The following is a 26311-nucleotide window of genomic DNA, read 5'->3' as shown; positions in this document are numbered from 1 at the left end:
GGAGAAATCATGACTTTACTACAATTACAAGATCTTACTTATCGTTACAAGAACACTGCAGAAGCAGTATTATATAAAATCAATTACGATTTTGAACCTGGCAAGTTTTATAGTATCATCGGTGAATCAGGAGCTGGGAAGTCAACACTCTTATCTCTATTAGCAGGACTTGATAGTCCAGTCGAAGGTGCTATCTTATTCGAAGGCAAGGATATTCGTGAACAAGGTTATTCTTATCATCGCATGCACCATATCTCGCTAGTTTTCCAAAACTATAACTTGATTGATTATCTTTCTCCATTGGAAAATATCCGCTTGGTTAATAAAAAAGCTAGCAAGGATACTCTTTTTGAACTTGGTTTAGATGAAAGTCAGATCAAGCGAAATGTTCTCCAATTATCAGGTGGACAGCAACAACGGGTGGCCATTGCTCGTAGCCTTGTATCAGAAGCACCAGTGATTTTAGCAGATGAACCAACCGGAAACCTAGATCCTAAGACAGCTGGGGATATCATCGAACTCCTCAAATCTCTTGCTGAGAAAACAGGCAAGTGTGTGATCGTTGTGACCCACAGTAAGGAAGTAGCACAGGCGTCAGATATTACACTGGAATTGAAGGATAAAAAGCTGACTGAAATATAGAATCTAGTTATTAAACTTTAAAATAGTATTAGTTGGTAACTGGATACGTGTAAAGTAATAATAAACGAAGTGAGTCTTTAACAACTATTTCCCGCAGTAGTGATAGCCTAGATAATAACAAAGTTATTATCTAGGCCGGAATTTTTGAGACATATGGCTCAAAAATTAGGGATGAAATTCCTACAGGAAGTTGCTCCCGTCCGCACAATCCAAGGGAAATAGTAAAAAAATAATTTATATAAGTTATAAGACATTGAAATAGAACAAAATCTAGAAAGGAATCTTATGTTACACAACGCATTTGCCTATGTCACAAGAAAATTTTTTAAGTCGCTTGTGATCTTTCTGATCATTCTCTTGATGGCTAGTTTGAGTTTGGTCGGCTTGTCTATCAAGGGGGCGACAGCTAAGGCTTCTCAAGAAACCTTTAAAAATATCACCAATAGTTTTTCCATGCAAATCAATCGTAGAGTCAACCAAGGAACTCCACGTGGTGCAGGGAATATCAAGGGTGAAGATATCAAAAAAATTACCGAAAATAAGGCCATCGAATCCTACATCAAACGGATCAATGCTATCGGTGATTTAACAGGTTATGAACTGATTGAAACGCCTGAAACCAAGAAAAATCTAACGGCAGATCGAGCTCAACGTTTTGGAAGTAGCTTGATGATAACAGGTGTCAATGACTCTTCTAAAGAAGATAAGTTTGTGTCAGGCTCTTACAAACTAGTCGAAGGTGAGCATTTAACAAACGATGACAAATACCAAATTCTCATGCACAAAGACTTGGCTGCTAAACATGGCTGGAAGGTTGGCGACAAGGTCAAACTGAACTCCAATATCTACGATGCCGATAATGAGAAAGGAGCTAAGGAAACAGTAGAAGTAACGATCAAAGGACTCTTTGATGGACATAACAAATCTGCTGTGACCTACTCACAAGAACTTTATGAGAATACAGCTATCACAGATATTCACACAGCTGCCCAGCTCTATGGTTATACTGAAGATACAGCTATTTATGGAGATGCTACCTTCTTTGTAGCTGGAGATAAGAATCTAGATAGTGTCATGCAAGAATTAGGGTCTATCAACGGCATCAACTGGAAGATGTATAGCTTGATTAAGAGTTCATCTAACTATCCTGCCCTCGAACAATCTATCTCAGGCATGTACAAGATGGCTAATCTTCTCTTCTGGGGTAGCTTGAGCTTCTCTGTTCTCCTACTTGGTCTCTTACTCACGCTATGGATTAACGCTCGTCGTAAAGAGGTTGGAATTCTCCTTTCAATTGGTCTTAAACAAGCAAGTATTCTAGGACAATTTATCACAGAAGCAGTTATGATTGCTATTCCAGCCCTTATTTCAGCCTACTTCCTAGCCAACTATACAGCTCGAGCCATTGGAAATACAGTGCTTGCAAATGTCACATCAGATGTGGCTAAGCAGGCTAGTAAGGCAGCCCAAGCCTCTAATCTTGGTGGTGGTGCAGAAGTCGACGGCTTTAGCAAGACACTTTCAAGTCTGGATATATCCATTCAACCTTCGGACTTTGCCATCATCTTTGTACTTGGCTTGGTTTTAGTAGTACTAGTTATGGCGCTTGCTTCAAGTAATCTCCTCTTTAAACAACCAAAAGAACTCTTGTTGGATAGTGAATAAAAAACCTGCTACCTATTCTCACTCAAATGAGATATAATATAGGTAGCATTTTTGATAGAAAAGGATTTATATGAAAATTCTAATTGTAGAAGATGAAGACATGATCCGTGAGGGAATTAGTGATTACTTGACGGATTGTGGCTATGAAACCATTCAGGCAGCAGATGGTCAAGAAGCTCTGGAACAATTTTCAAATCACCAAGTTGCCCTGGTTCTTTTAGATATTCAAATACCTAAACTCAATGGTTTAGAGGTCTTATCAGAAATCCACAAGACCAGTCAAGTTCCTGTTTTGATGTTGACAGCTTTTCAAGACGAGGAGTATAAGATGAGTGCCTTTGCCTCTCTAGCAGATGGGTATCTGGAAAAGCCCTTTTCCCTATCTTTGTTAAAGGTACGAGTAGATGCTATTTTCAAGCGTTATTATGATGCAAGTCGTACCTTTACCTATAAGGATACCAAGGTCGATTTTGACAGTTATAGAGCTAGTGTAGCGGGGAAAGATGTTCCTGTGAATGCAAAAGAGCTAGAAATCTTAGACTATCTGGTTAAAAATGAAGGTCGTGCTTTGACTAGAGCTCAGATTATCGACGCTGTATGGAAATTGACAGATGAGGTACCTTTTGACCGTGTTATCGATGTCTATATCAAGGAATTACGAAAAAAATTGGATCTAGATTGTATTCTTACCGTGCGCAATGTTGGTTATAAATTGGAGAGAAAATGAGACGTTCAGGTTTATTTAAAAAGATTTTTATCTATACCTTCTCGGTATTTTCTACCTTAGTCATTTGTTTGCATTTGGCTATCTATTTCCTCTTTCCTCCGACCTATCTCAGTCACCGTCAGGAAAGCATCGGGCAAAAGGCTACAGAAATTACCCAGTCTCTCCAAGGAAAAGACAGTCAAACTATCCAGGAAGTCCTTGAACTCTATTCTCAAAGTAGTGATATTAAGGGATCTATCAAGGGAGAGATGACCCAAGATAAGTTGGAGGTCAAGGACAATCTTCCCATTGATAAAGAACGACAGACGGCTTCCTTGGTCATTGAGGAAAGAGAAGTCCAATCTAAAGATGGTCAGACCTTGACCTTACAGTTTATTGCTTCTATGGATTTGCAGAAAGAAGCAGAAGATATGAGTCTGCAATTCCTACCCTATACTCTGTTAGCTTCTTTTCTGATTTCACTCCTGATTGCTTATATCTATGCGAGAAGCATTGTAGCTCCGATATTGGAAATCAAGCGAGTAACTCGGCGAATGATGGATTTGGATGCAGAAGTACGACTGCGCGTGGATTCCAAGGATGAGATTGGTGATCTCAAAGACCAGATTAATAGTCTCTATCAGCATCTTTTGACAGTCATTGCGGACTTGCATGAGAAAAATGAAGCCATCCTCCAGTTAGAAAAGATGAAGGTCGAGTTTTTACGAGGTGCTTCCCATGAACTGAAAACACCTCTAGCAAGTCTAAAGATTCTTTTGGAAAATATGCAAGCAAATATTGGACGCTACAAAGATCGAGACCATTACCTTGGAGTTTCTCTAGGAATTGTGGATGATTTAAGTCACCATGTCCAGCAAATCCTATCTCTTTCTTCAGTGCAAGAATTGCGAGATAGGAAAGAAGAAATCAACCTTCTTGAAATGACAGATTTTCTCTTAAAGGATTATGATTTATTAGCCAAAGAGAGAAAAATCACTGTAGAAAATCAACTGACTGACCAACAAACTTATCTAAATTCTTCAGTACTAAAGCTGATTCTTTCCAATCTTATCAGTAATGCTGTGAAACACTCTGTTCAAGGTGGTTATTTAAAAATTGGAGCAAAAGATGATTGGGTCTTTATAGAGAACGCCTGTACACCTGAGGAACAAGATAAATTTGAACAATCCTTCACGTCCTCTAGTCGACAAAGCAAGGGAGCTGGTTTGGGACTCTTCGTCGTCAAAAGTTTATTGGAAAACGAAGAAATTGACTATCGCTTTGAAAGACATGATGATCACTTGGTATTTTATATGAATTTGCCTGAGAATAAGGATTAGACCAAGTGGGAAAAGGTTTACATATCTGAAAATAGAAGAAATTCAATCGAAACTACGGGAAAAACTAGCTTTTTTTGCTAAAAAGTGATAAAATGAACAATGTAAATGGGATGTCCCATAAAAATATACAGGAGGCCTGATAAAATGGCAATCGTTTCAGCAGAAAAATTTGTCCAAGCAGCTCGTGACAACGGTTATGCAGTTGGTGGATTTAACACAAACAACCTTGAGTGGACTCAAGCTATCTTGCGCGCAGCAGAAGCTAAAAAAGCTCCAGTTTTGATCCAAACTTCAATGGGTGCTGCTAAATACATGGGTGGTTACAAAGTTGCTCGCAACTTGATCGCTAACCTTGTTGAATCAATGGGTATCACTGTACCAGTAGCTATCCACCTTGACCACGGTCACTACGAAGATGCACTTGAGTGTATTCAAGTTGGTTATACTTCAGTTATGTTTGATGGTTCACACCTTCCAGTTGAAGAAAACCTTGAAAAAGCTCGTAAAGTTGTAGAATTTGCTCATGCAAATGGTGTATCAGTAGAAGCTGAAGTTGGAACTATCGGTGGTGAAGAAGACGGAATCATCGGTGATGGTGAATTGGCTCCAATCGAAGACGCTAAAGCAATGGTTGCAACTGGTATCGACTTCTTGGCAGCTGGTATCGGTAACATCCACGGTCCTTACCCAGAAAACTGGAAAGGTCTTCACCTTGATCACTTGCAAAAATTGACTGAAGCTGTACCAGGCTTCCCAATCGTATTGCACGGTGGATCAGGTATTCCTGATGATCAAATCCAAGCAGCTATCAAACTTGGTGTTGCTAAAGTTAACGTTAACACTGAATGCCAAATCGCATTCGCTAACGCAACTCGTAAATTTGCTCGTGACTACGAAGCAAACGAAGCAGAATACGACAAGAAGAAACTCTTCGACCCACGTAAATTCTTGGCTGATGGTGTCAAAGCTATCCAAGCATCAGTTGAAGAACGTATCGACGTATTCGGTTCAGAAGGTAAAGCTTAATCTAGCTGAACAATACAGAAAGAACCTGCCCATTGGGTGGGTTTTTTGGTGTTTGGATATATAGCAAATTACTGTAGAAGAACCAATCTTAAGTTGCTAAAAGGACCTATTTTATGTACAATAATGCTATGAAAATACTAAAGAAATCTGCCCTTATCCATCTTAGTTTCCTTATCTTTTTTTTAGCAGCTACATTTTTCTATCACAGAATCAGTTTACAAAGGGAAAATGAATTCTTAACACCTATGGGGAAAACAGTTCTTGTCAATGGGCATCAAATGAATGTTTACGTTGAAGGGGATGGCCCAGAAACCATAGTAGTTTTATCCGGTGCTGGAATTGCTTCCCCAATCTTGGACTTTAAGAATGTTTCAGATTCCTTATCAAAAAAATATAAGGTAGTCATCGTGGAGCGGGCTGGCTATGGTTATAGTGAGGATAGTAATCAATCCAGAGATGTGATGGAAGTTTTGTCTGAGACACGTCAAGCTCTATCACAAGCAAATGTAACAGGACCTTTTATCATTCTGTCTCATTCAATAGCTAGTCTTGAAAGTCTGGCTTGGCAGGAAAAGTATCCTGATGAAGTGAAAGCCTTGGTTGGTCTGGATTGGGCACTGCCAGCTAGTTATGAAGATTTAAAGGATAATCAGGCCTTGCTTACTGTGGCCTATTGGAGCAGTAAGATTGGCTTATTACGCTATTTCCCTGAGTCCTTTTATATAAAAAATCCAACTCTGACTGAAACTGAACGACAACAATATAAATTACTAGCATATAAGCAGTTGATGTCACAAGCCATGCTTCATGAATCCCGTTTGGCAAAGGAAAATGCCAAGAAAGTTCCCTCTAGCATCAATCTGAAAATTCCCACCTTATTACTGGTGTCTAACGGTGAAGGCACTAGTTTTAGCCAATCAGAATGGCAGCATTATGCAGAGACATTTGCTAGTGAACAGTCTAATGTTCAAGTCATCTATATGGATGCACCACATGACCTCTATCATTATCAAAATAATGAACTTGTTTCTCGAATTGAAGAATTTTTAACAGAGTAACTGTGATTTAGAAAGTTATTTTGAACTGATGCCAATAATTGAGAGGTGACATTTTATGAAGAACACTTATATTGTACTTAGACATGCTCATTCAAGATTCTCGAGTGATGTTTTTAATAGAACATTGTCGGAAAAAGGATTTTCTTCTCTTGAACAGTTGGAGTTTTTAAATGCTTGTAAAATAGATTACTTTATTTCAAGCCCTTATAAGCGAGCTTTTGAGACAGTAAATAGTTCTCCCGTTCAATTTGATAAGATAGTACTTGATAATCGTTTACGTGAAAGAACATTATCCTCAAGATTTATTGAAGATACTGAGTTTGAAAAAACAATTCAATATTTATGGCAAAATCCAGATAAATCTCTTATTGGAGGCGAGTCTAATAGAGAAGCATTGAAGAGAATATTAGATTTGTTAGAGGACTTGGAAGAAAGATATTCAGATAAAACCATTTTACTGAGTTCTCATGGAAATTTGCTAGGAATTTTAATCAATCATTTTGATTCAAGTTTTGATTATAAAAAATGGGAACAGATGACCTTTCCAGATTGCTTTCTAGTTGACAAAGATGAGAGTGTGAAAAGAATGATGCCAGATACTTTTAGGTAATCATTTAGCTCAATCTATGTGATTTTTATTTTCTGTTATTGTAAATAGAATAGAAGGAAAAATAGCCATGATTTTCGATCAGTCCTTGCAAGCCTATCTACATGAAGTAGATGATGTTCTTGTAGCTTGGGAAGAAAAACCAAGTGGAAATTTTGAGATGGAAGCTCAGTTGCTTGCAGCTAATTACCATAAAAATAGATCTCGTATTCTTGCTTTTATACTGCCTCATTTACAAGAATTTTACGGGTATTTCACAGGTGAAGAAGCTACTGAAAAATTGGGTAAACCCATCATCGAGCCAGAAAGACAAACCGTTACTTTCTGCAATCAAACTTTTGATGATATTCATATCTTTTCTTTTGACTATCAGGGTCAGGCATTTGAGAGTCTGGAGAATTTTGCCATTGATGGTTAAGGTCTGTTTTCAGTTTTAAAAAGAAGGAGAGAGACTGATGAGTACTGCTGATTTTGTCTTTATTGAGAGTAAAGACCCCATATTCCTAGATTTACAAGACTTTTGTACTGCTTTGAGAGAAAAATTCCCAGGTATTTTGATCAGAGAAAGGACGAATTCTGGAAAAGCTTACTCGCTTTCTTGGGATTATCAAAGTCCTCAGCTTACTTTGGAAAGTTCACTGAGTAGCAAGAAAAATGTTTTTGTGATTGATTACTTTGATTCAACGAACAGGTTACAAGATTATGCCTCCTATATCATTTGGCTTCGTCAGTGGTTCCCGTCCAATCTAAAGGTTTCCTTTTGTGATGAAGGCTATGAGCATGTGTTTGAACTTCCTAGTGATTTATCCCAAAAGGAGTTGGAAAACTACTTACGAACAAGGTTTGATGAGTGAAGAAGAAGTTCGAAAACGAATCTGGTGTGATCTAGAAAAGAAAACAAGGAGAATCAGATGCTTACTAAAGATGATATGTTAGTTGCTTTGCATGATGCAATTACTGAAGACCAAGAATTTGAGTTGGCAGACGAGATTGTAGATGCCATGGAGGCTTACCCTCAACCCTTTGATTTGGTTGACCCCATCTTAGACTTTATTTCCAAGCATCCAGAAATAGATTTTGGGGCTCCAGGTGAGTTGGTTCACTTTGTGGAGCGATTTTATCATCAAGGCTATGAGGAATTATTGATGGAGTCAGTTCTAAAAAGTCCAACTGTGTATAACATCTGGATGCTTCATCGATGCTATAATGACAATGATCCAAATCTAGTCCGGCAGATTCAGACTTTAGTTGGAGAACTGAAGAAGAATAAGACCCTTGATTCACAAGTAAGAAGCATGATTGAAGACTTAACTTGGTAGAGGGAGGTGATGAAGTATCACCTTTTTATCTTTTCTTAGAGATAAAAATTTTCGATATAAATTAACACTTGTTTTCCTTAGACATTTGCACTATAACAGGGTGTTATTAGGGCTTTCTTTCCTTATGTTGAAAAAGAAGGCAGGTTTTTGTGTATCTTAAGGAAACTATTGAACCAGAATTTCTGTTTCAAAAGCATTATTATAAGAGAGAAATCTCTAAATTCATAATCTATAAGCAAACGCTTGCATTCCTTTTTTTATTGGACTATAATAGGTTGGTATAAAGCCTTCTGTAATAATAATGAGAAAGTGTAGAAAGTAAGGATTTAGAATATTTGTAGTCAAAAATACAATGTTGTTTCTTACGATAGGGAGATAGATATGGCAATGATAGAAGTGGAACATCTTCAGAAAAATTTTGTGAAGACTGTTAAGGAACCGGGCTTGAAGGGAGCCTTGCGCTCCTTTATTCATCCTGAAAAGCAGACCTTTGAAGCGGTCAAGGATTTGACTTTTGAAGTTCCAAAAGGGCAGATTTTAGGATTTATCGGGGCAAATGGTGCTGGGAAGTCGACAACGATCAAAATGCTGACAGGGATTTTAAAACCCACATCTGGCTTTTGTCGGATTAACGGCAAGATTCCGCAGGACAATCGCCAAGATTATGTCAAGGATATTGGAGTCGTTTTCGGACAACGCACCCAGCTATGGTGGGATCTGGCCCTGCAAGAGACCTACACGGTTTTAAAAGAGATTTATGATGTGCCAGACTCGCTCTTCCATAAGCGTATGGACTTTTTGAATGAAGTTTTGGATTTGAAGGAATTTATCAAGGATCCTGTGCGGACTCTTTCACTGGGTCAACGGATGCGGGCGGATATTGCGGCTTCCTTGCTTCACAATCCCAAGGTTCTCTTTTTAGATGAGCCGACCATTGGCTTGGACGTTTCGGTCAAGGATAACATTCGTCGAGCCATTACTCAGATCAATCAAGAGGAAGAAACAACCATTCTCTTGACCACTCACGACCTGAGCGATATTGAGCAACTCTGTGATCGGATTTTTATGATTGATAAGGGGAAAGAGATTTTTGATGGAACGGTGAGCCAGCTCAAGGAAACCTTTGGCAAGATGAAGACTCTCTCCTTTGACCTGCTACCAGGTCAAAGTCATCTCGTCTCTCACTATGAAGGCCTGCCTGATATGATTATTGATAGACAGGGGAATAGCCTCAACATTGAATTTGATAGTTCCCGCTACCAGTCAGCTGATATTATCAAGCAAACCCTATCTGATTTTGAAGTCCGTGATTTGAAGATGGTGGATACGGATATTGAAGATATTATCCGTCGCTTCTATCGAAAGGAGCTCTAAGATGGTCAAATTGTGGAGACGTTATAAACCCTTTATCAATGCAGGAGTTCAGGAGTTGATTAGCTATCGAGTCAACTTTATTCTCTATCGGATTGGCGATGTCATGGGTGCTTTTGTGACTTTTTATCTCTGGAAGGCTGTCTTTGATTCTTCGCAAGAGTCTTTGATTCAGGGCTTCAGTATGGCAGATATCACTCTCTACATCATCATGAGTTTTGTGACTAATCTTCTGACTAGGTCGGATTCTTCCTTTATGATTGGTGATGAGGTCAAGGATGGTTCCATTATCATGCGCTTGTTGCGACCAGTGCATTTTACGGCTTCTTACCTCTTTACGGAGCTTGGTTCCAAGTGGTTGATTTTTATCTCTGTTGGACTGCCATTTTTAAGTGTCATTGTTTTGATGAAAATCTTGTCTGGGCAAGGTATTGTAGAAGTGCTGGGATTAACTGTCCTTTATCTCTTTAGCTTAACCCTGGCTTATCTGATTAACTTTTTCTTTAATATCTGCTTTGGATTTTCAGCCTTTGTATTTAAAAATTTATGGGGTTCCAATCTACTCAAGACTTCAATAGTGGCCTTTATGTCTGGCAGTTTAATTCCCTTGGCTTTCTTTCCGAAAATCGTTTCAGATATTCTCTCCTTATTGCCATTTTCATCCTTAATTTACACTCCGGTCATGATTATTGTTGGGAAATACGATGCCAGTCAGATTCTTCAAGCACTTTTGCTTCAGCTTTTCTGGCTTATAGTGATGGTGGGCTTGTCTCAGTTGATTTGGAAACGAGTCCAGTCATTTATCACCATTCAGGGAGGTTAGTATGAAAAAATATCAACGCATGCATCTGATTTTTATCAGACAGTACATCAAACAAATCATGGAATACAAGGTTGATTTTGTGGTTGGTGTCTTGGGAGTCTTTCTCACTCAAGGCCTGAACCTCTTGTTTCTCAATGTCATCTTTCAACACATCCCCTCGCTAGAAGGTTGGACCTTTCAAGAAATTGCCTTTATCTATGGATTTTCCTTAATTCCAAAGGGATTAGATCATCTCTTTTTTGACAATCTCTGGGCTTTAGGTCAACGACTAGTTCGAAAAGGGGAGTTTGACAAGTATCTGACTCGTCCTATCAATCCTCTCTTTCACATCCTCGTTGAGACCTTTCAGATTGATGCCTTGGGCGAACTTTTAGTCGGTGGAATCTTACTAGCGACAACGGCGACTAGCATTGCTTGGACTCTTCCAAAATTCCTGATTTTTCTAGTTTGTATTCCTTTTGCGACCTTGATTTACACTTCTTTAAAAATCGCGACAGCCAGCATCGCTTTTTGGACCAAGCAGTCAGGTGCCATGATTTACATTTTCTATATGTTTAATGATTTTGCCAAGTACCCGATTTCCATTTACAATTCCCTTCTTCGTTGGTTGATTAGCTTTATCGTACCTTTCGCCTTTACAGCCTACTATCCTGCCAGCTATTTCTTGCAGGACAAAGACGGGCTCTTTAACATTGGTGGTTTGATTCTGATTTCCCTTGTCTTCTTTGTCATTTCTTTGAAACTCTGGGACAGGGGCTTGGATGCCTACGAAAGTGCAGGTTCGTAAGAGCTAAAGTAAGAGTAAAATAAAGAAAGGAACTTATGATGCTTGTAATTAAAGAAGTCAAGGATGAAGAGCCCAAAATGGCAGTTGTCGCTGAGGTTTTAAAGGATTTGCCAGAATGGTTTGGAATACCAGAAAGCACGCAAGCCTACATCGAAGGAGCCAAGGACTTGCAAGTGTGGGCCGCCTTTCAGGAGAGTGATTTGCTTGGCTTTGTAAGCTTGTCCTATTCTAGTGAAGATTGCGCTGAGATTGATTGTCTCGGTGTAAAAAAAGCTCATCAAGGTAGAGGGATTGGGAATCAATTGCTTGCTGCTTTAGAAAGTGAAGCACGCAAAAACGTTGATTATTTACAAGTGAAAACAGTAGCAGAAGGCTCTAATAAAGATTATGATTGAACAAATGTCTTTTATCGCAGTCTTGGCTTTAAAAAATTAGAGATTTTTCCACAACTTTGGGGGCCTCAAAATCCTTGTCAGATTTTGATTAAAAAGATGGGTTAAGAATCCCTTGACATCCTTTCTTATAGTGCTATACTATAAGTGGAATCGCCGATTTAGCTCAGTTGGTAGAGCACCGCATTCGTAACGCGAAGGTCACAGGTTCGATCCCTGCAATCGGCATAAGAAAGAGCAATAAAATAAATATTATATTAGTTTATTAGAATCATCAATACTCATCAAAATGAGGAGGAGTATCATGAAAAAGAAAGAACGGATAAAACAAGTAGATAAGACTCACGTTCGAAAAGGAACTTCATCTAGATTGGCAGAAACCCTTTCTACAATTAATAATATAAAAATGTATATCGGTCTTGCCATAACAGCTCTAGTTATAATCATTGTTGCTAGCATCTTTTTAAATTCACCTAATCTCAAGCAAGAAGCAAATCAAACTTCTTCCTCATCTAAGACTGAAGAGACGACAAAAAGTCAGGGGAAAGAGGATGATAAGGATAAGGTAAAGGAAGAGGAAATTCAAAAGCTAAAGGAGCAATTGGCTGATTTGGATACCAAGATCTCAGAAGCGGAGCAGCATGTTAGTCAATTAAAAAAAGAAGCTTCTGTTCTCAAATTAGATATTGAAGCCCTCAGAAATAATGATTTATCAAGTTTAGAGGGTACTTGGCGGACACAGTCTGGTAATGAATATATCATTAATGATTCAGGGGAAGTCCAATCTTCTTGGATATACAATGATCAAAAGCATGAGTCTATTGTTGAATTGAAAGTATCAAAAAGTCAGAATGATCGCAACCCAGAAACAGTAGCCCTTGGTGCTTGGGCAAAAGGTTCTCAGGCGGGAGGGTTTGTGGTAGTCGTTGTACCAAGTGGTGTTGTCATGGAACCTGGTGGTGATGGTAAAATAACAGACAATTCCAATCACACTGAGGATAGACTCTTTGCAGGACAACAATATGAAGGAATGTTGATGCATCCAGAAAATGTTTACTATCGCGTTAAACCAGATACGAGCCAATTAGAATCAGAAGAGAAGAATTTAGCGAAATTGAAAGCTGATCGTGATGCCATCAAATCAGCTTTAGAGTCTAAAGAAAAATGAAAAATGAATGAAAAGAAGCCAGCAATGGCTTCTTTTTTAGAAAAATTCTGACCACATAGTCTATCATATCTGCCACATAGACAAAAGCTATTGTTTGCGATTTTTATTTCTGTTATAGTTGTAATTGTTAAAGGGAGATAAAACTTCCTAACAAAATAGAAAATGAGGTCGTATCATGAAAAAAGTAGTAGGTATCGGATTTTTAGTCGTTGCAGTAGCAGTTTTGTATTTTGGTTTTGTTGGATGGCCAAGTTTGGATGTCAATATCTGGGCCCTCTTTCCAGTAGGTTTATTCCTATTTTTTACCCTTGAGAATTTGGTGAAAAAAGATTACAAGGCCAGTCTCATGAGCTTGATGATTGCCTTTATCATCGCCAATGCCATTCTTGATATCTTGCCACTTTCAAGCGGTTTGGTTATCGGTGCTGGAGTCTTGGCTTGCGTTGGAATTGGATTTCTTTTTCCTGAAGCCAATAAGTAAGAAAAATAATACAAAAAAATCTCGAGATTTTCTCGAGATTTTTTCTTTATTGACCTGCGTAATATTTTTGAATCCCTTTTACAATACCTGCAACCAATCTGTTTTGGTAGGCATCACTGCGGACTTGTTGATTCTCATTGAAATTGTCAATATATCCCAATTCCAATAGAACGGCTGGTTTATTAGTTTCTCGAAGGACAGCAAAACTACTTCGTAGACGACCTGCATCCTTAGCACCAGTTTCAGCTAATAGTGAAGAGTGGATATCTGCCGCGAGGCGATTGCTTTCACTGATTCTGTCAGGGTGGTTATGCCAGTAAGGATTGATCTTAGAAGGATAACCAGCAGCTTCTTCATAAGAATAAGTCTGGATTCCAGCTCTGTTTGAAGCTGGATTACCACTAGCATTGAAGTGAATACTAATAAAGATATCTGAGTCAGTCTTATTAACCATTCTTGAACGTTCGGTGACAAAGTCTACAAAGACATCACTGTCTCTTGAAGAAAGAACAGTATAGCCGAGTCCTTCAAGCTCCTTGCGTAGCTTTTGGTAAACTTGCATGTTCAGTTCTTTTTCGGTGATGTTATAATAAGATGCTCCAGGATCTTTACCACCATGGCCTGGATCTAGGAAGATGATATTGTTATATTTCCCCTTTTCAAACCCGTGGCTTGTAGAAGCTTCTCCAAGCCATTTTCCATCACTTTGAAATTGCTGGTCTTTCCCATTAATTTTATAGGTACCTGTAACATAGACTCCATTTTCATCTACATAGTAGCGAGCTTTATAGTAACCATCGTCAATCCATTCGCTCTTAGCCATGTAGCCACCTGCCTTGAGGTAGTATGAACCAATCCATTGACGCTCTGCATAGGTTCCACCAGATTTCAAGTAGAACCAACTATCATAGTTTTTATCGAAAATCCATTCTTTTTCAGCCATAGCACCGCTACCTTTTAGGTAGTAGCTACCTTGCCATTGGTTGTTTGCCATAGTGGCGTCTTTGTTAAAATAGTACCAGGTACCACTAATTTTGTCCCACTTATTTTTGATTAATTTACCAGAAGCAGGGGCATAGTACCATTGTCCATCTTGTTTTACCCAAGAACTCTCAGCCATGGCACCACTATTAGTAAACAGATAGTCGTCAAAAATCGTGTTGCTGAGCATGACACCGTCTTGATCAAAATAGTACCAGACACCACCGATCTTTTCCCATTTTTGTTGAGAAATTTTTCCATAAGCGTTAGCGTAATACCATTTTTCTTGGAGTTTACTCCAACCGGAATCGATCATGGCCCCGCTACTAGTAAGGATATATCCGTCAAAAATAGTATCGCTCAACATGATGCCATCTTTGTTGAAGTAGTACCATTTTCCGTGGATTTTTTTCCAGTTAAGAACAGGGGCATTATTTTCATAGAAGCGCCAGATATTTTCCTCTAATACCCAACCTTCTTTTTGAACTTCTGGTGCCTTGTCTTCTTCTTTCTTAGTTGGATTTGTCGTTTGATTGGCATTTGCTTCAGTTGAAGGTTCAGCTTCCTTGGCAGGAAGACTATTTTTCTCTACTTTGTCAGTAGAGGTTTCACTATGTGTTGTTTCTACTGGGGTTGACTGTACTTTGTTTTCCTCAGCATAGCTAAGGTTGGTTGTTAGACCAAAAACTGAAAGCGTAATGGCGCTTGCCAAGAGCGTTTTTTTCACTTGATTAATCTCCTATACATTTTTTATAATCTTTTTTAAAATCTCATTAGAAAAGCCCCTCTTAGGAATATCTAGAAAGCAAGATCGAGGTGTTGGTGGGCTATATTGTAATAGTTGACTATTTCATCACGAAAATTTGAACAATCATGATGATATAGATGAGCAGTGTTAGTAAAAATCCAGCTCGCCAAAAGAATTTAATAAATTTTGGATAATAAAAACTACGTTTTTTATTTAAGAAGAAAAAGACTAACACAATTGCTAGTATTGATAAGGCCGTTCCCAATACTGGAAGTTGATTGTGTGTGAACATCTTAGCCGTAATCAAATAGTATTCAAAAATTAGAAAAGGAAAAGCTAAATCAGCAGCATTGATGCCCCTTTTTTTTAACTTAAAGAGTCTGCTTAAAATAATCGCCAGAGCTAAGGTTAGTACCAAAAGCAAGATGGAAGCAAGTTTCATTAAAATCATACCATTATTGTATCATAAAATTTAGAGAATAGAAAAGTAAATTCCTTGATTTATCACTGTTTTAGCAAAAAATCATTGGTAAGAAACAGATTTTATAATTCCTGCTTGATCAGAATAAATCATGTGTTCGATACAATGATAGTTTGAGTCCTCAATATAAATCTTTTTTATGTTCACCATAGAAAATATATATTAGTCAGAAGTGAAGAATCGTAGTAGAATGAGTAGCAAATAAAACAAAGGAGTTTCTTATGAAATTAGTTACTTTATGGTCAAAACTCTCACTAGGTATTCAATTATTGGTGGCTTTGGTCTTGGGTGTTATCGCTGCCCTTATCTGGCCACAATTTGCAGGCTTTTATCAATTTTTAGGTCAAGCCTTTATTAAATTGATCAATATGGTTATCATTCCGCTAATCTTCCCAACCATCGTTGTTGCAGTAGCTGGAGTTATCGGAAAAAAATCTTTCGGAAAAATCTTGACCAAGAGTTTGGTTTACTTTTTTGCCGTAACAACTGCCATTACTCTTTTGTTTGTATTTGCTAGTTACTATTTAGGATTTGGTCAAGGAGTGAATATCGGTCAAACTGGTGGAAACCTTGATGGGATTGCTAACAATGTCAAGTTCAGCGAATTTTTGCTTGGTTTCATTCCATCAAATATCGTTAAATCTCTTTCAGATGGCGCTCTATTGCCAATTATCGTTTTTGCCATCTTTCTTGGTTACGGAATTGGGAATCTTAAGACTGATAAATCTCAGAAGATTATAGAAGGTTTCCAAATCTGGATTGAAGCCATTTACAAGATTGTTGCAGTAATTATCAAACTATCACCGATTGGAATTTTTGGATTTATCGCTAAAGATGTTGCAACTACGGGTGTCGACAAGTTGATTGGGCTTGGTCAGTTTGTAATTGGAACTTATCTGGCTTATGCTGTTTTAGTTCTCCTTATTTTCCCATTGATTGCTTTCTTCTTTAAAGTACCGTATTTATCAGCCTTTCGTGAAAATTGGAGTCTCTTGACTTTGGCTTTTGTTACTGGAAGTTCTAGTGTGGTTTTGCCATCACTACTTAAAGATTTGAAAAAACAGGGGCATGACGAGCATACAATTGATTTAGTTGTTCCTTTAGGATATACTTTTAACTTAGAAGGAGCAGCGGTTTATTTCTCAGTAGCGACAATTTTTATCGCCCACGCCTATGGCATTCAATTTTCTTTATCAAGTCTTTTGTTTACTGTTTTACTCTTGACTTTGATTGGAAAAACTGCAGCAACTGTGCCATCAGGAGCTATCGTAGTTTTATTAGCTGCAGCACCTCAATTGGGCTTGCCAGTTGAAGGAGTGGCCTTGATTTTTGCAGTTGATTTCTTTGTCAATGCAGGCCGTACCATGATCAATGTTTTGGGTCAAATCTTAACAGTCAGCGTTATCGAAAAAACAGAAGGATATATTTTAGAGGAAGAAAAGGAAAGCCAATTATCAGTCAGCTTTTCTTAAGGAGTTTATAAGTAATGAGTGAAGCAAAAGTTTATGTGATACATGAGAATCTAGAATGGACCCAGCATTTGGTCAAATGGTTGGAAGAATTAGAAGTCCCTTATGAACTATGGGATTTGTCTAGTGGGATTTTAGATTTGCAAAGCCCACCGCCACAAGGTATCTTTTACAATCGTATGTCTGCCTCTTCTCACACAAGAGGACATCGTTATGCGCCAGAATTTACAGAGCAAGTGATTACTTGGTTAGAAGCACACGGACGCAAAGTTGTGAATGGTACCGGTGCTATCAACCTTGAAATTAGTAAAGTCAAACAATATTTGAAGTTAAACGAATCTGGTATCGAGACTCCTGCAACAGTTGCAGTTTTAGGACAAGAGAACATTATTGAAGCAGCAAGAAAATTAAACATTTATCCTTTGATTACCAAGCACAATCGAGCAGGTAAAGGATTAGGCGTTCAACTCTTCCAAAATGAAGAGGAACTGGCAGCTTATGTTAATAGTCCCCTCTTTGAACCTTCAGTGGACGGGATTACCTTGTTACAAGCCTACATCAAGCCAAGTGATGGACGAATCCGTCGTTCAGAGTTTATCAATCAGAAGTTTCTCTATACTGTTTCGATTGATTCTTCAGATGGATTCCAACTGTGTCCAGCAGATGGTTGCCAAATCGGCAAGAGACCAGAGCAACTAGAAACGTCTGAAAAATTCCAGATTACAGAACCTCTACCAGATGACCGGAGAGAAGCTTATGAGAATTTCTTGAAAAATGCTCAGATTGAAGTTGCGGCAATTGAATGGGTTCAATCAGAGAGTGGAGATATTTATGTCTATGATGTAAATACCAACACCAACTACAATCCTACCGCAGAAAAAAATGGCAATATTTTTGCTCACCAACACTTGGCACAGTATCTAAAAACAGAATTGCAAGCCCTCACTAGTGGACAATAAAGTAGGAAATTCAAAAATCCCCCAGTATCAAATGACTGGGGGATTGATTTGTTTATACTCTTCGAAAATCTCTTCAAACCACGTCAGCTTCCATCTGCAACCTCAAAATAGTATTTTGAGCTGCCTTCGTCAGTTCTATCCACAACCTCAAAACGGTGTTTTGAGCAACCTGCGGCTCGCTTCCTAGTTTGCTCTTTGATTTTCATTGAGTATTAATCGATAAAAAATTAATGATTTGCTTTAAAGTCCGGGTCTTTTAGGCTTTGAACACTGGCATTGATCACTGCACCGATAATTAATATCTTGGCAATAATTATAAACCAGAACATCATGACAACAACGATGATGGAACTAAAAAATCGAACGTCGACTAGATAGTTAACATAATTGTTGAAATAAGCTGAAAAGATTGTTAATAGAGATATAAGAGTAAGAAGTACGAATAGACTTCCAGGAAGGACGTAACGAATACGACCGACTTTCACATTCGGAAGGAAATAATAGAGCATAATCAAGATCGCAAAAAGAAAGGCATAAATCAGCGGTCCTGTAAAATCCTGTAAATATGCAAATAGAGAACTTTCGGATTTCCAGTAGTTTTTTACCAGATCCAATAACATATGACCAAACATACTTAGGAATAGAGCAAGTGCAAATAGAATCTGTAATCCCAAACTAACCAGGAGACTCATCAGTTGATGGGAAATGAGCCCTCTATTTTTTGCAATTCCATAAGCTTTATTAAAAGATTTTTGGAGGAAATTCATGGATTTTGAGAAGGTCCAAAGGGCTGAGATTACTGCAAAGCTCAAGAGTCCAGCAGATGGTTGAGTCAGTACTTCTCGAGCAATCTTTGCTACTACATCATAGATCGTATCTGGTAAAAATTCCTTTAGTGTGATCAAGAAATCGGAGATTGGAATTTGAAAGTAAGGCAAGATATTGACAGCTATCATAAGTAAGGGGAAGATTGAAATCAACCAATAATAGGCCACAGCTACACTGGTTAATTCAATATCTGAAACACGATAGTAGTGCAAAAAAGCTTTCAATAAAGGCCTATTGGTTAGTTGTTTCCACAACTTTTTCATTGCATAATCCTCCACAATATTAACCTAAATCTTAATTTCTGCGAACTAATTCCATCATATCATAAGGTAGTGTGTTGGCTGCTTCTTTTAGAGAATAGGTTTCTAGATTGTTTACATTTTGTCGTAATTTTTTAGCATACTGGGCTGAGATGAGTTTTTGTTTTTCGTATTCAAAGATAGACTTACGTTCTAGATAGTAGCCTCTCAACATTTCATCGATGTTATTGGGTTTGATACGATTGATAACCCGTTCCACAAAGGCACCACTAGTAATATGACTAGTTTCACGGAGACGTGATTCCTGCATAAAGCTAATCAAAGAACTCTTATAAATCCCTTTCAGGTTTTCCAAACTTTCGATGATGATTTCAGTGTTGGCTAGGTAGAGCTCTGCAATCTGATCATAATCGATGGCTAATAGTCTTTGATTTCCCTTGTCTCTCCAAGAACGGAAGGTTTTTCCAAATGTGAGCAATTCATGAAGGAGAAAACGCACAATCCGGATAGAAACAAGGAAGTAGTAGGTTAGGCGAGAAGCAAAGTTTCGCTTAATATTGTTCTCCATGCTTTTCAAGTACCGTTGATAAACACGATAACCTCTTTCACCGATTTTGCCTTCTTCATAGGCCTGTTCCAAACCATCGTTCTCGATACTGAGAATCAAAAGTTTAAGAGCTTCCCAGTCTTCTTGGATTTCTTTGTTTTCTTGGCTGAGGATGAGATTTTCAATCCGTCCGTGATAATTATCGATAGCAGCATAGAGGGGAACCTTGTTTTTAGTATGTTCCAAATCTTTCTCTAATTCCATGGCAACATCGTTTAGGATAGCGATGTGCATGAGATGATCCTTAGATGGTTCTTGCTCTTCAGAAAGGTGTGGCAAGACCAATAATCCAGTAAGGAAACTGACCAAGGTTACACCGGCTACGAGGAAGAGAAGGAGCGGATATTCCTGCTCCAGATTAGAAGGTATCAAGAGGATGGTAGCAATAGAAACAGTTCCTTTAACTCCAGAAAATGTCAAGAGAAGCATATCTTTGACATATTTATGGAGGCTTTTTTTAAGTTTCTTTATTCGAAACGCGTAAAAGCCGTAAATCATGAGAAAGCGGATGACAAAGAGTAGGAAGGTTAAGAGGAAGATAGTGATGAGAAGGAGCACATTGTTATAAAAAGCACTCTTCAGAATTGGCTCCGCAATCATTTCCAGTTCCATTCCCAAAATAACAAAGACAGAACCATTAAGCATAAAGGTTACTGTGTGCCATACAGTCTCTGTAACAGTATCAACTTGGGCTTCAAGCAGATTTATTTTCTTGAAACGACTAGCTTTTAAAATACCAGCGACAACGACCGCAATAATTCCAGAAACATGAATCTCTTCAGCTATGAAAAAAGTCAAGAGAGGTAAACTAAGTTCCAATAAGAGCTCACTTGCGATATCTGTTGCACGGACACTGAGTAGAAAAGTATGGAGGAAGCGATTGATTAGGGCTGTTATAAAGCCGACTGCAAATCCTCCAACGATGGAAATGGCTAATGAGGTTCCGGCTTGGGTGAGCGAAAATGTTCCTGTTGTCCAAGCGATGAGAGCCATACGAAAGGCTACTAGTCCAGAAGCATCATTCAGAAGACCTTCCCCCTTTAGGATATTAGAAACCCGTTTCGGAAAGGAAAAACGTTGAGAAAGAGATGCGAAGGCGACTAGGTCAGTAGGACCTAAAGCAGCACCAACTGCTACGCAGGCGGCCAATGGAAGGCTAGCCCAAAGGACATGGGCGACTCCTCCCATGCTCAGAGCTGAGATAAAGATAACTGGAAAAATCAAAAAGAGGACAATCCGCCAGTGTTTTAGGATAGAAGTAATGTCTGCTTCTTGAGCCTCTCGGAATAGTAGCGGGCCAATGACTAAAGCTAGGAATAACTCAGTATCTAAATGATATTGGTTGTTGGGTAAACAAAGTCCAATTCCAATCCCTAACAAAATTTGAATCAGGGGCATGGGTAAAAAGGGAAGAAGTTTATTGGTCGTGCTAGAAACAATAAGAACTAGTAAAAATACTAAGAGATAAAAAAGTAAATCCATCTTCTACCTCCTTATTTTTGTTTGCGACAAGCTTCAAAAAGTTCCTTTTGTTCTTGGATTTTTTGATCAATCTTCGAGCAGTCCTTATGCTCGATTTTCTTCTGACAACGCTCCATTTCAAGTGAAATCATTTTTTTCTTGATTTTCAACATCTTCTTACTCATATGAACTTCATCTAACATACCAACTGCCCGTTCATGTTGGGTTGATTCGACAAAGTTGTGGCGGAGAGCTTCTATTTTGTCTCGTAGGTATTGTTTATCCATGTCGATACCTTTCTAATTTTTCAATCATGACTAAAAATGGTGGATTGTTGATCTGGTTGAGAGTGCGATAGATCGTAGCAGTATATTCTTGTTGTGGTAAGTGACTGACAAAATCCATGACTGCATCCCGTTCTATATCTCCGCCTTCATGCCCGTAATAAATCATGATGGCTATTCGTCCACCCTTAACCAGCATATGGCAAAGTTTATCCAGTGCCTCAAGGGTTGTTTGAGGTTGGGTGATAATACTTTTATCAGCTGAAGGAAGATAACCAAGATTAAAGATGACTGCCTTAACTTCCCTTACAAATTGATCTACGGTTTCATGACCTTGCAGGATTAATTCTGCATTGGTCAAACCAGCTTCTTGTAGACGTTGGCTAGTCTTTTCTAGAGCTTGTTCTTGTATATCAAAAGCGTAGACTTGTTTAGCTAACTTAGCTAGAAAAAGGGTATCATGACCATTTCCCATGGTCGCATCAACTACAATATCCTCTTGTGTGATGACTTGGGCAAGAAAATCATGCGCCATTTCAAGTGGTCTTTTCATTCATAAACTCCTGTTTTACAGCCTTGCATCCTTGAACACTACCTCGACGTCTCATTTCAGCCTCAATGCTATTTATAACTTCCCATTTATTGAGACTCCACATAGGACCAATCAGCATATCTCTAGGCGCATCACCCGTAATCCGATGGATAACGATATGTTTGGGAATGATTTCTAGCTGATCACAGATGACCTTGACATATTCATCTTGACTCATGAGCTGCAAACGCCCTTCATGATAATCACGCTGCATTCGAGTATTGGTCATGAGGTGAAGTAGGTGAAGTTTAATCCCTTGAATATCATTATCCGTCACACAGCGACGAACATTTTCCACCATCATGTCATGAGTTTCCCCTGGCAAGCCATTAATCAAATGGGCAACAATTTCAATCTTGGGGTATTTCCTCAAGCGTTTAACTGTCTCCACATAGAGTTCATAGGAGTGAGCACGGTTAATCAATTCAGAAGTGGCTTCATATGTTGTTTGTAAGCCTAACTCTACGGTAACATGCATTCGCTCTGATAATTCTGCCAAGTATTCAATTGTTTCATCAGGAAGGCAATCTGGTCGAGTACCGATATTGATACCGACAACCCCAGGTTCGTTGATAGCTTGTTCATAGCGTTCGCGAATCACTTCCAGCTTTTCATGTGTATTGGTAAAATTTTGGAAGTAAACCAAATATTTTTTAACTTCAGGCCATTTACGATGCATAAAGTCAATTTCTTTATAGAATTGCTCACGGATAGGAGCATCAGGTGCAACGATTGCATCTCCAGAACCAGAAACTGTGCAAAAAGTACAGCCTCCATGTGCCACAGTCCCATCTCGGTTTGGACAGTCAAAGCCAGCATCAATAGGAACTTTAAAAGTTTTTTCTCCAAATAAGTTTCGATAGTAATCATTCAAGGTATTATAGGATTTCATAGCTAATATTATATCAGAAAAGCCCTACAAACTCAAAAAAGGTCAGTAAGAGAGAGCGTGCCTAGAAAGTGAAACGAAAGAAAAAGTCAAAATTTTTTTATAAAAGCCTTTACAAAAAAATAAAAAGTGGTATAATTAAGTCACAAACAAGTGCAAACGTTTTCGTAAAACGTTTGCCGAATAAATATAAAGGAGATTTGAATGATGAAAGATACATTCAAAAATGTCTTGTCTTTCGAATTTTGGCAGAAATTCGGTAAGGCTCTAATGGTGGTTATCGCTGTTATGCCAGCGGCTGGATTGATGATTTCAATCGGTAAGTCGCTTGCAATGATTGACCCAAACCTTGCCCCTCTAGTGATTACAGGAGGAATCCTTGAGCAAATCGGTTGGGGAGTTATCGGTAACCTTCATATTTTGTTTGCCCTAGCTATTGGAGGAAGCTGGGCTAAAGAACGCGCTGGTGGTGCTTTTGCTGCTGGTCTTGCCTTCATCCTAATCAACCGTATCACTGGTACCATCTTTAGTGTAAGCAGTGATATGTTGAAAGATCCTAACGCAATGGTATCAACACTCTTTGGTAACTCTATCAAAGTTTCTGATTACTTCATTAGTGTACTTGAGGCGCCAGCCCTTAACATGGGGGTATTTGTAGGGATTATCTCAGGTTTTGTTGGAGCGACTGCGTTTAACAAATACTATAATTTCCGTAAACTTCCTGATGCACTTTCATTCTTTAACGGGAAACGTTTTGTACCGTTTGTAGTTATTCTTCGTTCAGCAATCGCTGCAATTCTTCTTTCAGCTTTCTGGCCACTTGTTCAAACAGGTATCAACAACTTCGGTATCTGGATTGCTAACTCACAAGAAACAGCACCAGTACTTGCACCATTCTTGTTTGGTACTTTGGAACGCTTGCTCTTGCCATTCGGACTTCACCACATGTTGACTATCCCAATGAACTATACAGCTCTTGGTGGTACTTATGATATTTTAACTGGTGCAGCAAAAGGCACTCAAGTATTTGGACAAGATCCACTTTGGCTTGCATGGGTAACAGACCTTGTTAACCTTAAAGGTACTGATGCTAGCCAATACCAAACATTGCTCGATACAGTTCATCCAGCTCGTTTCAAAGTTGGACAAATGATTGGTTCATTCGGTATCTTGATGGGTGTGGCTGCTGCGATTTACCGTAATGTTGAAGCAGACAAGAAACACCAATACAAAGGAATGATGATTGCGACAGCTCTTGCAACTTTCTTGACTGGTGTTACTGAGCCGATTGAATATATGTTCATGTTCGTTGCAACACCTCTTTACCTTGTCTACGCTGTGGTTCAAGGTGCTGCCTTTGCAATGGCTGATATTGTTCACCTTCGTGTGCACTCATTTGGTTCAATCGAATTCTTGACTCGTACTCCACTAGCTATCAATGCTGGTCTTGGTATGGATATCATCAACTTTATCTGGGTAACAGCACTATTTGCAGTTATCATGTACTTTATCGCCAACTTCATGATTCAAAAATTCAACTATGCTACTCCAGGACGTAACGGAAACTACGAAACTGCTGAAGGTTCATCAGAATCTGCTGCTTCTGGTGAGTCAAAAGTTGCAGAAGCTTCTCAAGCTGTTAACATCATCAACCTTCTTGGGGGACGTGCTAACATCGTTGACGTTGACGCATGTATGACTCGTCTTCGTGTTACTGTTAAAGATGCAGATAAAGTAGGAAATGCAGAGCAATGGAAAGCAGAAGGAGCTATGGGACTTGTCATGAAAGGACAAGGTGTCCAAGCTATCTATGGACCTAAAGCTGATGTTTTGAAATCAGATATTCAAGACCTTCTTGACTCAGGTGAAGTGATTCCTGAAACTCTTCCAAGTCAAATGGCAGCAGCTCAACAAGATACTGTTGTATACAAAGGTGTGACTGAAGAAGTTTACTCAGTTGCTGACGGTCAAGTGATTGAATTGGATCAAGTTAAGGATCCTGTATTCGCACAAAAAATGATGGGTGACGGATTTGCAGTGGAACCAGCAAACGGAAACATTGTATCTCCAGTATCAGGTACTGTATCAAGTATCTTCCCAACTAAACACGCTCTTGGTCTTGTGACTGAGGCAGGACTTGAAGTACTTGTTCACATTGGTTTGGACACAGTAAGTCTTGAAGGAAAACCATTTACAGTTCGTGTTACTGAAGGACAACAGGTTGCTGCTGGTGATCTTCTTGTCACAGCAGACTTGGGTGCTATTCGTGAAGCTGGTCGTGAAACTACAACTGTGGTTGTCTTCACAAATGGTGATGCGATCAAATCAGTTAAGTTAGAACAAACAGGTTCTCTTGCAGCTAAAACAGCAGTTGCAAAAGTAGAATTGTAATATTTAGGAGGTTGGAAACTGTTTCCAACCTCTTGTTTATAGGAGAAAAGAATGAAGTTTTTAACACTCAATACCCATAGTTGGATGGAAAAAGATCCTGAACAAAAGTTCCAACTTTTGCTTCAAGATATAGTAGAAAACAGCTATGATTTGATTTGTTTTCAGGAAATCAACCAAGAAATCACTTCAGCGCAAGTAGAAGCTGGTCCACTTTATCATCCATTACCATCTGCTGAGCCGATTCATCAAGACCACTATGTGCGACTTTTGGTAGAGAAGTTGGCTGAGCATGGTCAAAATTATTATTGGACTTGGGCTTACAACCACATCGGTTATGATCGCTACCATGAGGGTGTTGCAATCCTATCTAAAACACCAATTGAAGCGCGTGAAATTTTGGTTTCAGATGTAGATGATCCAACAGACTATCACACTCGTCGAGTTGCTTTAGCAGAAACAGTAGTTGAAGGCAAAGAGCTTGCAGTTGCCAGTGTCCATCTCTCTTGGTGGGATAAAGGCTTCCAAGAGGAATGGGCGCGCTTTGAAGCGGTTCTGAAAGAATTGAACAAGTCACTCTTACTAGCAGGTGATTTCAATAATCCTGCTGGTCAGGAAGGTTATCAAGCCATTCTAGCTAGTCCACTAGTCTTACAAGATGCATATGAAGTTGCAAAACAAAGAAGTGGAAGCTTTACCGTTCCGCCTGAAATTGATGGTTGGAAGGGGAACAGCGAACCACTTCGAATTGATTATGTCTTTACGACAAAGGATATTCAGGTAGAAAACCTTCACGTCGTCTTTGATGGTAAAAACAGTCCACAGGTGAGCGATCATTATGGTCTCCAAGCAACACTAGATTGGAAAGACTAAATAAGGTATTTTAGTAAAAACAAACCAGTCCCCCTTCTACTAGCAGAAGGGGTTGATTTATTTAAGGAGTTAATATAGTTAAAGTTTTTTATTGAATAACTTGTAA

Annotated in this window: 26 protein-coding genes, 1 tRNA gene and 1 pseudogene; 21 read left to right on the top strand and 7 right to left on the bottom strand. The window is 38.8% G+C overall.

The features are described 5' to 3' along the window. The first annotated feature begins 9 nt into the window (after window positions 1-9). The 17 genes and pseudogenes from vex2 to ACESOD_RS02570 all read left to right on the top strand — a co-directional run bounded on the left by vex2 (window position 10) and on the right by ACESOD_RS02570 (window position 13385). Window positions 10-642 carry an ABC transporter ATP-binding subunit Vex2 gene (gene vex2 / locus ACESOD_RS02650; RefSeq protein ID WP_373093834.1) on the top strand — a complete coding sequence of 211 codons (633 nt, stop codon included), beginning with the start codon at window positions 10-12 and terminating at the stop codon, window positions 640-642. Between the two features lie 285 nt (window positions 643-927). Further along, entirely contained in the window at window positions 928-2307 is a 1380-nt protein-coding gene (gene vex3, locus ACESOD_RS02645) for an ABC transporter permease subunit Vex3 (protein WP_373093832.1), read from the top strand. A 70-nt stretch (window positions 2308-2377) separates the two neighbouring features. Beyond that, window positions 2378-3034, top strand: coding sequence for a response regulator transcription factor VncR (gene vncR / locus ACESOD_RS02640; RefSeq protein ID WP_373093830.1), 657 nt, complete (start codon window positions 2378-2380; stop codon window positions 3032-3034). Next, on the top strand, window positions 3031-4353 hold the full coding sequence (vncS, locus tag ACESOD_RS02635) for a sensor histidine kinase VncS (protein WP_373093828.1): 1323 nt from the start codon (window positions 3031-3033) through the stop codon (window positions 4351-4353). Before vncR ends, vncS begins: the two co-directional genes overlap by 4 nt. 144 nt (window positions 4354-4497) lie before the next feature. After that, window positions 4498-5379 (top strand): class II fructose-bisphosphate aldolase, encoded by an 882-nt coding sequence (locus ACESOD_RS02630; protein WP_060955987.1) that lies wholly within the window; start codon window positions 4498-4500, stop codon window positions 5377-5379. Window positions 5380-5492: 113 nt separating this feature from the next. Beyond that, the gene (locus ACESOD_RS02625) at window positions 5493-6437 is read left to right on the top strand and encodes an alpha/beta fold hydrolase (RefSeq protein ID WP_373093826.1); all 945 of its coding nucleotides are present in this window, start codon (window positions 5493-5495) and stop codon (window positions 6435-6437) included. Between the two features lie 55 nt (window positions 6438-6492). Next, window positions 6493-7047: a histidine phosphatase family protein gene (locus ACESOD_RS02620; protein ID WP_373093824.1), complete on the top strand. Its 555-nt coding sequence runs from the start codon at window positions 6493-6495 to the stop codon at window positions 7045-7047. A 67-nt stretch (window positions 7048-7114) separates the two neighbouring features. Then, window positions 7115-7462, top strand: a complete 348-nt coding sequence (locus ACESOD_RS02615) for a hypothetical protein (protein ID WP_373093822.1) — start codon at window positions 7115-7117, stop codon at window positions 7460-7462. Window positions 7463-7499: 37 nt separating this feature from the next. Continuing rightward, entirely contained in the window at window positions 7500-7898 is a 399-nt protein-coding gene (locus ACESOD_RS02610; RefSeq protein WP_373093820.1) for a hypothetical protein, read from the top strand. A 57-nt stretch (window positions 7899-7955) separates the two neighbouring features. After that, window positions 7956-8363 (top strand): hypothetical protein, encoded by a 408-nt coding sequence (locus tag ACESOD_RS02605; RefSeq protein WP_373093818.1) that lies wholly within the window; start codon window positions 7956-7958, stop codon window positions 8361-8363. Between the two features lie 381 nt (window positions 8364-8744). Next, the gene (locus tag ACESOD_RS02600) at window positions 8745-9737 is read left to right on the top strand and encodes an ABC transporter ATP-binding protein (protein ID WP_049509907.1); all 993 of its coding nucleotides are present in this window, start codon (window positions 8745-8747) and stop codon (window positions 9735-9737) included. Window position 9738: 1 nt separating this feature from the next. After that, complete coding sequence (locus ACESOD_RS02595) at window positions 9739-10557, top strand: ABC transporter permease (protein ID WP_049509909.1); 819 nt, start codon at window positions 9739-9741, stop codon at window positions 10555-10557. Between the two features lies 1 nt (window position 10558). After that, window positions 10559-11344, top strand: a complete 786-nt coding sequence (locus tag ACESOD_RS02590) for an ABC transporter permease (protein ID WP_003017328.1) — start codon at window positions 10559-10561, stop codon at window positions 11342-11344. Between the two features lie 38 nt (window positions 11345-11382). Beyond that, a pseudogene (locus tag ACESOD_RS02585) lies at window positions 11383-11844 on the top strand (GNAT family N-acetyltransferase). A 47-nt stretch (window positions 11845-11891) separates the two neighbouring features. Next, window positions 11892-11964 (top strand) — tRNA-Thr (locus tag ACESOD_RS02580). Window positions 11965-12040: 76 nt separating this feature from the next. Next, the gene (locus ACESOD_RS02575) at window positions 12041-12904 is read left to right on the top strand and encodes a DUF6287 domain-containing protein (protein ID WP_223339271.1); all 864 of its coding nucleotides are present in this window, start codon (window positions 12041-12043) and stop codon (window positions 12902-12904) included. A gap of 175 nt (window positions 12905-13079) precedes the next feature. Further along, window positions 13080-13385: a hypothetical protein gene (locus ACESOD_RS02570; protein WP_045763829.1), complete on the top strand. Its 306-nt coding sequence runs from the start codon at window positions 13080-13082 to the stop codon at window positions 13383-13385. Between the two features lie 46 nt (window positions 13386-13431). On the opposite strand, the gene ACESOD_RS02565 is transcribed toward ACESOD_RS02570, so the two are convergent. After that, complete coding sequence (locus ACESOD_RS02565) at window positions 13432-15093, bottom strand: N-acetylmuramoyl-L-alanine amidase (protein WP_049528630.1); 1662 nt, start codon at window positions 15091-15093, stop codon at window positions 13432-13434. Between the two features lie 118 nt (window positions 15094-15211). Further along, window positions 15212-15565 carry a DUF3397 domain-containing protein gene (locus ACESOD_RS02560; RefSeq protein ID WP_060955976.1) on the bottom strand — a complete coding sequence of 118 codons (354 nt, stop codon included), beginning with the start codon at window positions 15563-15565 and terminating at the stop codon, window positions 15212-15214. Window positions 15566-15816: 251 nt separating this feature from the next. Between ACESOD_RS02560 and ACESOD_RS02555 the strand changes: the two genes are divergently transcribed. Next, a complete protein-coding gene (locus tag ACESOD_RS02555) occupies window positions 15817-17067 on the top strand; it encodes a dicarboxylate/amino acid:cation symporter (protein WP_254724353.1) in 1251 nt (416 codons plus the stop codon). Between the two features lie 14 nt (window positions 17068-17081). After that, complete coding sequence (locus ACESOD_RS02550) at window positions 17082-18023, top strand: ATP-grasp domain-containing protein (protein WP_254724352.1); 942 nt, start codon at window positions 17082-17084, stop codon at window positions 18021-18023. Window positions 18024-18250: 227 nt separating this feature from the next. On the opposite strand, the gene ACESOD_RS02545 is transcribed toward ACESOD_RS02550, so the two are convergent. The 5 genes from ACESOD_RS02545 to ACESOD_RS02525 are packed head-to-tail and all read right to left on the bottom strand — an operon-like array spanning window position 18251 to window position 22947. Then, window positions 18251-19114 (bottom strand): YihY/virulence factor BrkB family protein, encoded by an 864-nt coding sequence (locus tag ACESOD_RS02545; protein WP_373093813.1) that lies wholly within the window; start codon window positions 19112-19114, stop codon window positions 18251-18253. Window positions 19115-19145: 31 nt separating this feature from the next. Continuing rightward, on the bottom strand, window positions 19146-21200 hold the full coding sequence (locus ACESOD_RS02540; protein ID WP_000364842.1) for a cation:proton antiporter: 2055 nt from the start codon (window positions 21198-21200) through the stop codon (window positions 19146-19148). 11 nt (window positions 21201-21211) lie between these two features. After that, window positions 21212-21466, bottom strand: coding sequence for a hypothetical protein (locus ACESOD_RS02535; protein ID WP_045763822.1), 255 nt, complete (start codon window positions 21464-21466; stop codon window positions 21212-21214). Then, a complete protein-coding gene (locus tag ACESOD_RS02530; RefSeq protein ID WP_373093811.1) occupies window positions 21459-22016 on the bottom strand; it encodes a tRNA (mnm(5)s(2)U34)-methyltransferase in 558 nt (185 codons plus the stop codon). The genes ACESOD_RS02535 and ACESOD_RS02530 overlap by 8 nt, the downstream gene beginning before the upstream one ends. After that, the gene (locus tag ACESOD_RS02525) at window positions 22000-22947 is read right to left on the bottom strand and encodes a TIGR01212 family radical SAM protein (RefSeq protein WP_373093809.1); all 948 of its coding nucleotides are present in this window, start codon (window positions 22945-22947) and stop codon (window positions 22000-22002) included. The genes ACESOD_RS02530 and ACESOD_RS02525 overlap by 17 nt, the downstream gene beginning before the upstream one ends. Window positions 22948-23148: 201 nt before the next feature. Here ACESOD_RS02525 and ACESOD_RS02520 point away from each other — a divergent pair, with 201 nt between their 5' ends. Continuing rightward, on the top strand, window positions 23149-25335 hold the full coding sequence (locus ACESOD_RS02520; RefSeq protein WP_373093807.1) for a PTS transporter subunit IIBC: 2187 nt from the start codon (window positions 23149-23151) through the stop codon (window positions 25333-25335). A 51-nt stretch (window positions 25336-25386) separates the two neighbouring features. Then, window positions 25387-26205 (top strand): endonuclease/exonuclease/phosphatase family protein, encoded by an 819-nt coding sequence (locus ACESOD_RS02515; protein ID WP_373093805.1) that lies wholly within the window; start codon window positions 25387-25389, stop codon window positions 26203-26205. The last annotated feature ends 106 nt before the right edge of the window (window positions 26206-26311 follow it).

The organism is Streptococcus oralis (assembly GCF_964238205.1).
GTDB lineage: Bacteria > Bacillota > Bacilli > Lactobacillales > Streptococcaceae > Streptococcus > Streptococcus oralis_CZ.
The sequence above is the reverse complement of the archived record's forward strand: the minus strand, read 5'-3'. Positions and strand labels throughout refer to the sequence as shown.